A 4,836-nucleotide genomic window follows, 5' to 3' on the forward strand; every position below is an offset into this window, starting at 1 on the left:
CGACGCGCTGGTCTTCCGGGCCACCGCGGCGGTCGCCGACCACGTGAGCGCCCGTCCGGTGGCCGACCAGATCGCCGCCGGCCGAGACCTGACGTACCCGACCTACCTGCGGTGGCGGGGACTGCTGCCCACCGAGCCGCCGCGACGGCCCGAGCCCGCCCGCCCCTCCGCATCGGCGGCGGCCCGCAGCGCGGACTGGAAGTTCGGCTTCGTGGCCTCGGAGGACCGCACCTCGGGCAGCGTGCACATGCCCCCGGCCCGCGTCGCCATGGGGGGCGGGGCCATCGATGACATGGAGGCCCGGCCCATGGCGGAGGTGGCCGGCACCGTGGTCACCTCCACCATCGACCGCCTCGCCTACTCGCCCAGCCCGCCCATCGTCTTCGCGGTGGTCGACTTCGACGGCGGTGGCCGCCTGCCCATCGAGCTCACCGACTGCGACGCGGACGAGGTCGCCATCGGCACCCGGGTCGAGATGACCTTCCGGCGCCTCTTCACCGCGGACGGCATCGCCAACTACTTCTGGAAGGCCCGGCCCCGGCGCGCCGCCGACGGCTCGATCATCGCCGCCGTTGCGGCCGCCGCCGGCTGATCCGCCGACCCCGACGACTCCCAGGAAGGTCGACCACCACCATGGCATCACACGGGATCCGCGACCAGGTCACCATCGTCGGCATGGGCTGCACCCCCTTCGCCGAGCACTTCGACCGCGGCGTCGACGACTTGCTCGTCGAGGCCACCACCGAGGCCCTCACCGGTGCCGGCATCGAACGGGCCGACGCCGATGCCTGGTGGCTGGGCACGGCCCAATCGGGGATGAGCGGCATCGTGCTGGCCCGGGCCCTGCAGCTCGAGGGCGCGCCGGTGACCCGGGTCGAGAACATGTGCGCCACCGGGTCCGAGGCCCTGCGGGCGGCGGCGTACGCGGTGGCGTCGGGGGCCTATGACCTCGCCGTCGCCGTGGGCGTCGAGAAGGTGAAGGACTCCGGCTACCAGGGGCTCAACGCCTTCCCCATCCCCACCGACGGCACCAACCGCACGCTCACCGCGGCGGCCATGTTCTCCATGGTGCTGCCCGCCTACGCCGAGCGCTACGGCGTCGACCCGGCGCACCTCCGCCGGGTCGTGGCCCGCATCGCCAGCAAGAACCACGCCAACGGGGCCAAGAACCCCAAGGCCCAGTTCCGCAAGGAGATGTCGGTCGACGCGATCTGCGCCATGCCCGCCGTCGCCGGCGAGCTGGGCGTGTTCGACTGCGCCGGGGTGGCCGACGGCGCCGCCACCGCCGTGGTGTGCCGGGCCGCCGACGCGCATCGCTACACCGACGACCCGCTCTACGTGAAGGCCCTCTCGCTGGTGGCCGGCAACGGCTCGGGGCTCATCGACCCGGCGTACGACTACACGACCTTCCCCGAGATCGCGGCGGCCGCGGCCGACGCGTACCGCCAGGCGGGGGTCACCGATCCCCGCCGCGAGCTGGCCCTGGCCGAGGTGCACGACTGCTTCACGCCCACCGAGCTGGTGCTGATGGAGGACCTCGGCTTCTCGGCCCGGGGCGAGGCGTGGGTCGACTGCGAGAAGGGCCTCTACGACCTCGACGGCGAGCTGCCGGTCAACCCCGACGGCGGGCTCAAGAGCTTCGGCCACCCCGTCGGCGCCAGCGGCCTGCGGATGATGTACGAGGCCTGGCTCCAGCTCCGCCGCCAGGCCCCCGCCGACCGCCAGGTCGCGGCCGTCGATGAGGGTCGCTCGCTCGCCCTCACCCACAACCTGGGCGGCTACCCGGGCGAGATGGTGAGCTTCGTCGGCATCGTCGGAACCGAGCTCGGGGACTGAGCCAGCGTCGAGCACGCCCTCGACGCCGCTCGGACGGGACCGTGGTCAGAGACCGTAGCGGGGCCGGTCGGCCTCGGGCACCAGGTCGAGCTCGGCGGGGTGCTCGGCGATGTAGCTCGCCACATACGAGCAGGCCGGCGCGACCGAGAGGCCGTCGCGACGGGCGTCGTCGAGGGCCCGGCGGATCAGCAGGGCGGCCAGGCCCTGGCCGCGGAAGCGGGGGTCGACGACGGTGTGGGGCAGCACCATGACCCCGTCACCCTCGTGGCGCTCCGCGAAGCCGGCGAGGGCTCCGTCGACGTGGATCTCATAGCGCCCGGCGTCGGGGTGGTCGGTCACGTCGGTGCTCATGGGTCGCTCCGTCGGTTCGGGTCATCCGGTTGCTGCGAGCATGCCGAGCGCCCGGCGACGGCCCAACCTCAGGCCGAGCCCGCCTCGACGTCGTGGCGCTCGTCCTCGATGCGCTCGGCACTGCGGATCAGGCGCAGCACCGTGACCAGACCCACGCCGCCGACGATGTTGCCGGTGACGGTGTAGGCGAACCAGCGCAGGAAGTCGACGTAGCCGAAGGGCGTGTCGCCGGTGTGCAGGGCGCCGAAGATCAGCAGCGAGTCGAGCACCGAGTGGAACATCTCCAGCCCGGCCAGCAGGAACGCGCCGATCACGGCGGCGACGATCTTGGCGACCGTCGAGTCGGTGCCGTGCTGCATGCGGGTCATCAAGGTGATGGTCGCCCCCCCGAGCACCGACAGGCTGATCGTCTCCGCCGAGAGCGGCGCTTCGACGAAGTGGGCAGCGGCGGTGACCGTGCGGTCCCGAAGGTCGACGAACGCGGTCGTGATCAGCCCCATCATCACCCATCCCCCGATCAGGTTCATGGCCAGGGTCCCGGAGCCAGCTTGGCGAGCTGGGTCACGCTCGCCCGCTTGGCCACGACGGTGGTGACCGGCACCAAGAAGCCCTCGGTGAACAGCTCGCTGCGCCCGAGGAGCAGGGCCACGAAGCCGGTGGAGAAGGCCAGGCCCGCGAGCAGCTGGCTGCCCGTCTCCTCGCGCACGGCCAGGAGAGCGAGCACGCCGAGGGCCACCTCGGTGCCGCCGACGAACCCGGTGACCAGCACGATGCGCCACGGCCGGTGGAGCCGTTGGACCCCCTCGTCGAGCAGACGGTCGACGGCCTGATCGAGCTCGTCCTCCATAGGGCCCGCGCTGTCCCCCGTGGGGTCGTGGTCGGGGGGTGCCATGGGCTCGTGGTCCTGCGCTCGTAGGGGTGGCGCTTCGGGGCCTCCGCCCGTTCAGCTCGCGGGGCGGGGTGGGAACGGAGGGGCGAGGAAGGCCAGCAGGGTGAGGCCGCTCTGGCATTCGTTGGACACGCGCAGCCCCTCGTCGCCACGGTAGGAGGCGAGGGCGCCGGTGAGGGTGGCGATGTCCATCGCCTCAGCCTCGCACGCCGTGACGGGGGTGAGCGGCCGGGGTGACTTCGCCGGGCTCCTGCTCGGTTCGGTGAGCCAACAGGTGGCCATCGTGGACGGGTCTGAGCACTCGCGGTTTGCGTTGCGGTGGGCCCTCCATGAGGCGTCGCTCCGCCATGCTTCGGTACTCGCCGTGCACGGGTGGAGCCAGCCGATGCTGCCGGGCGACACGTTCGCCGCAGCCGCAGCAACGCCTCCTGGCGGGCGACCCCGAGAGCGTCGAGTGACCCGTCGGACCCGTCGACTCCGCCAACGACGGGCGCTATGTTCTCCATGGGCCCCAGGGTCTCAAGTCCGAGGGGTGAGACCGCGCCCGAAGGTCCCGACGGGTCGGTTCCGGCCCGGGCTCTCTGGCCGGGGCCGATCTGGCAGGGTGTCGGGATGCCGACCCGGAGACGCCGATGAGGTCCCCCATCTCGACCACGCCGGCCGAGCGCCGGAACCGGGTCGTCGTCGCCTCGGCGGCCGGCGTCGTCGGCCTCGGCGCAGCGTCCCTCGGGTGGGCCGTCGGCCCGGGCCTGGCGCGCCCGTTCGACCAGCCCGTCGTCGGTCGGCGCTGAGGTGGCTCGCCGTCGAGCTCCTGAGCGCATCGAGCTGACGGGCGCGGAACCGGAGGCGGCGATCGACGCCCTCGCCGGACTGGTCGCCGAGACCGGAGGCTGGATGAACCTGTTCCCGGAGGTCGAGGAGGACGACGCCACCGCGGTGACCCCCTCGGCCATCGGTGCGATGTTCCGAGCGTCGGGCCCGCCCATCCCGCAGGCCACCCTGATCGCTCCCACCGACGGACGACGGGGCCGCCGCCCGGCCCAGCTGGGCCTGAGCCACGGCGTCGGCACCCGGGTCGTCCGCCGCCTGGCGGCCGAGGAGATCCCCGTCCCCGACGCCTGGACGGTGGTTCAGGACCACGTGCGGCGCGGCGTGGTGCTGTCCCTGGACGACCCCCTCGACGTGGCCCGGGCCGTGACCTGGTCGTTGCGGGCGGCCGAGACGCTGTGCCCGATCCCGACCACCGGTCGGTGGCTCGCCGAGGTCCACCGCCCCTGACGCACGGTCGGCGGCGCCGTCGGCGCCCGGACAGCGAGGCCGACGCCACCGGCGCCGAACCCGCTCTGTGCCCCGTCCGCCGCAATGCTGTCGCCGGTTGCTTCTGGGGGCAGGATTCCCGCTGGGGGCCGAATCCGGCCCCCAGAACGGTCTCGGGCCGGAGGGGGACCGTGCCCGTCACCGGGACCCCGCGGATGGGGCCGTTCAGGAGGTCGGGGGTTCGCCGAGCAGCAGCTGCACCGGGGCGAGCTCGCCTGCGAAGTGAGGCTCCCACGGCAGGGCGCCGGCGGGATCGGGCCACGCCAGCTGCACCATGCGGTACGCCTCGGGGGCCTCACGGGCCCGGGTGTGGTGCTCGGCGAGAGCCGGGAAGAGCCCGACGCAACCCACTGGTGTGCCTCGGGCTCTGGATGGCGAGCCGGGTCCAGTCCGACACGGCCAAGGCCATCGTTCTGTGGTGGGCCCTGCTCGCCTTCATCGGT

Annotated in this window: 7 protein-coding genes and 1 pseudogene; 4 read left to right on the forward strand and 4 right to left on the reverse strand. The window is 73.2% G+C overall.

Annotation, left to right across the window (positions count from 1 at the left end; translation table 11 throughout):
- Both VNL12_RS20160 and VNL12_RS20165 read left to right on the forward strand, forming a co-directional pair.
- Nucleotides 1–592: Zn-ribbon domain-containing OB-fold protein (locus VNL12_RS20160; protein ID WP_325597082.1), on the forward strand; the 592-nt coding region annotated here is incomplete at its 5' end.
- 41 nt (nucleotides 593–633) lie between these two features.
- The gene (locus tag VNL12_RS20165; RefSeq protein ID WP_325597084.1) at nucleotides 634–1,836 is read left to right on the forward strand and encodes an acetyl-CoA acetyltransferase; all 1,203 of its coding nucleotides are present in this window, start codon (nucleotides 634–636) and stop codon (nucleotides 1,834–1,836) included.
- A 45-nt stretch (nucleotides 1,837–1,881) separates the two neighbouring features.
- On the opposite strand, the gene VNL12_RS20170 is transcribed toward VNL12_RS20165, so the two are convergent.
- The 3 genes and pseudogenes from VNL12_RS20170 to VNL12_RS20185 all read right to left on the reverse strand — a co-directional run bounded on the left by VNL12_RS20170 (nucleotide 1,882) and on the right by VNL12_RS20185 (nucleotide 3,268).
- Complete coding sequence (locus VNL12_RS20170) at nucleotides 1,882–2,187, reverse strand: GNAT family N-acetyltransferase (RefSeq protein WP_325597086.1); 306 nt, start codon at nucleotides 2,185–2,187, stop codon at nucleotides 1,882–1,884.
- Nucleotides 2,188–2,255: 68 nt separating this feature from the next.
- Nucleotides 2,256–3,079 (reverse strand): annotated as a pseudogene (locus tag VNL12_RS21095) (formate/nitrite transporter family protein).
- Between the two features lie 51 nt (nucleotides 3,080–3,130).
- On the reverse strand, nucleotides 3,131–3,268 hold the full coding sequence (locus VNL12_RS20185) for a hypothetical protein (protein ID WP_325597092.1): 138 nt from the start codon (nucleotides 3,266–3,268) through the stop codon (nucleotides 3,131–3,133).
- 440 nt (nucleotides 3,269–3,708) lie between these two features.
- Here VNL12_RS20185 and VNL12_RS20190 point away from each other — a divergent pair, with 440 nt between their 5' ends.
- Nucleotides 3,709–3,867, forward strand: coding sequence for a hypothetical protein (locus VNL12_RS20190; protein ID WP_325597094.1), 159 nt, complete (start codon nucleotides 3,709–3,711; stop codon nucleotides 3,865–3,867).
- A 1-nt stretch (nucleotide 3,868) separates the two neighbouring features.
- On the forward strand, nucleotides 3,869–4,354 hold the full coding sequence (locus VNL12_RS20195; RefSeq protein ID WP_325597096.1) for a hypothetical protein: 486 nt from the start codon (nucleotides 3,869–3,871) through the stop codon (nucleotides 4,352–4,354).
- 204 nt (nucleotides 4,355–4,558) lie between these two features.
- Here VNL12_RS20195 and VNL12_RS20200 read toward each other — a convergent pair whose 3' ends face one another.
- Nucleotides 4,559–4,744, reverse strand: coding sequence for a hypothetical protein (locus VNL12_RS20200; RefSeq protein ID WP_325597098.1), 186 nt, complete (start codon nucleotides 4,742–4,744; stop codon nucleotides 4,559–4,561).
- Between the last annotated feature and the right edge of the window lie 92 nt (nucleotides 4,745–4,836).

The organism is Iamia sp., assembly GCF_035575815.1.
In the GTDB taxonomy this organism is placed as follows: Bacteria; Actinomycetota; Acidimicrobiia; order Acidimicrobiales; family Iamiaceae; genus Iamia.

Coding starts and splice junctions, on each gene's coding strand:
- VNL12_RS20165 (WP_325597084.1), top strand. CDS start 634: ATGGCATCACACGGGATCCGCGACCAGGTCACCATCGTCGGCATGGGC.
- VNL12_RS20170 (WP_325597086.1), bottom strand. CDS start 2,187: ATGAGCACCGACGTGACCGACCACCCCGACGCCGGGCGCTATGAGATC.
- VNL12_RS20185 (WP_325597092.1), bottom strand. CDS start 3,268: ATGGACATCGCCACCCTCACCGGCGCCCTCGCCTCCTACCGTGGCGAC.
- VNL12_RS20190 (WP_325597094.1), top strand. CDS start 3,709: ATGAGGTCCCCCATCTCGACCACGCCGGCCGAGCGCCGGAACCGGGTC.